Source organism: Streptomyces sp. CO7 (assembly GCF_053474865.1).
Genome location: NZ_JBRIOU010000002.1, coordinates 517079 through 519013, shown reverse-complemented (window position 1 = coordinate 519013; position 1935 = coordinate 517079). Strand labels below are relative to the sequence as shown.

Sequence of the window (1935 nt, the reverse complement as noted above, 5' to 3'; positions counted from 1 at the left end):
CAGCCTCCAGGACGCGCATGAAGGCGCCGGAGCGGGCGGGCGGGGCGAGCAGTTCGGTACCGTCCGCGAGGTGGTCGAGGAGGTTCTCCAGCAGGTCGGTGCGGCCGTGGACGTGCTCCTCGGGACCGTGTCCGGCGCGCTGCAGGAGCACCCGGTCCTCCTTGTACCAGAAGGTGATCCGGCCGCTCTCGCCGTGGACGAGGACGTACGGTTCGCCGGCCCGTTCCGCGCACAGCGTCGCGGCGACCACGACGTCCGTCCCGTGCGTGGTGGTGACGCGGACGCAGGAGGTGTCGTCGGCCTCGATGTCGTTGGCGCGCAGCAGTTCCGTCTCGATGCCGGTGACGTCCTCGGCGCGTTCGGCGTCCGCGAGGGCGAGGGCGGTGGAGACGGCGTGGGCCAGCGGGTTGGTGAGCACGCCGTCGACGACGTCGACGGGCCCGAGGCGGCGCCGGCCGGCCCAGGGGGCGCGGCCCCAGTAGGCGGTGTCGCGGACCCAGGCCCCGGCCGCGGAGATCCCCCTGACCCGGCCGATCGCGCCGGAGGAGATCAGCTCGCGGACGGCGGGCACGGCGTGCGAGCCGAGGGTCTGGAAGCCGATCTGGCAGACGGTGCCCGCCGCGCGCACCGCGTCCTGGACCCGCCGGTGGGCGGCCCAGGAGGCGGCGGGCGGCTTCTCCAGCAGCAGGTGCACCCCGCGTGCGGCGGCGGCGGTGGCGAGGTCGGCATGCGTCTGCAGGGGGGTGCAGACGACGGCGACGCGGGCGCCGGTGGTCTCCAGGAGGGCGGCGAAGTCGGCCGACTGCTCGGGCCGGGAGGCGAAGCCGGCCAGCTCTGCGTCGGTGAGTGGGGTGAGGTCGCAGACTCCGGCCAGCCGTGCCCGTCCGGCGCCCTCAAGGCGGCGGATGTTGTCCAGGTGCCGGCGGCCGTGGCCGCGCGCGCCGGCGAGCACCAGGGGCAGCGGCGGCGGGGTCGGGTGCGGGGCGCTCATGGTGCGGGCCTCCTCGGGAGTACGCACGGACGGGGGAAGAAGGAAGGTCGGGGAAGCGGAGCGGGCGGGCCTGCGGGCGGCGCGGGGTCAGCCCTTGACGGCGCCCGCGCTGAAGCCGGTGATCAGCCACTTCTGGATGAAGGCGAAGACGATGACGACGGGGACGGCGGCGATCACTCCGCCGGCGGCGAGCGCGCCGAGGTCCACGCTGTCCGCGCCGATCAGGGTGTTGAGGCCGACCGGGATGGTCTGCTTGTCCTGCTCGCTGAGGAACATCAGCGCGAACAGGAAGTGGTTCCAGCTGTGCACGAAGGCGAAGGACCCGACCGCGATCAGCCCCGGCCGCAGCAGCGGCAGGACGACGGCGCGGAAGGCCCGCATCCGTGAGCAGCCGTCGACCCAGGCGGCCTCCTCCAGGGAGACCGGCACGTTCTTGATGAAGCCGCTGATCAGGATGATCGACAGCGGGAGCTGGAACACCGTCTCTGCGATGATCACGCTCTCCAGCGAGTTGATCATCCGCAGGTTGCGGAAGATCTCGAAGAGCGGGACCAGCATGAGCGCGCCCGGGATGAACTGCGAGCACAGCAGCGCCAGCATGAAGGCGTTCTTCACCCGGAAGTCGAACCGGGCCAGCGCGTAGCCGCCGGACAGGGCGATCACGGTGGTGGTGACCAGGGTGGCCAGGCCGACCAGCATGCTGTTCTGGAAGAAGACGCCGAAGCTGCGCTCGTTCCAGACCTTCTCGAAGTGCTCGAAGGTGATCGGCCAGGGCACGAGTGAGGTCGATCCGGCGGGCCGCAGCGCGAAGAGCAGCATCCAGTAGAACGGGATCAGGGTGAAGAGCAGGTAGAGCCCGAGCGGCAGGTAGATCTGCCAGCGCGGCGCCTCGTCGAAGGCGCGGTGGCGGCGCTTGCGGCGCGGGGCCTGGGGGATCGCGGGGG

General features: G+C 72.2%; 2 protein-coding genes. Both read right to left on the bottom strand.

Annotated elements, in window-relative coordinates; all coding sequences use genetic code 11:
• A partial coding sequence (locus tag ACOV8S_RS04285) for a Gfo/Idh/MocA family protein (RefSeq protein WP_448316181.1) occupies window positions 1-991 on the bottom strand: 991 nt, incomplete at its 3' end.
• An 87-nt stretch (window positions 992-1078) separates the two neighbouring features.
• Window positions 1079-1927 (bottom strand): carbohydrate ABC transporter permease, encoded by an 849-nt coding sequence (locus tag ACOV8S_RS04280; protein ID WP_448317346.1) that lies wholly within the window; start codon window positions 1925-1927, stop codon window positions 1079-1081.
• Window positions 1928-1935: the final 8 nt, after the last annotated feature.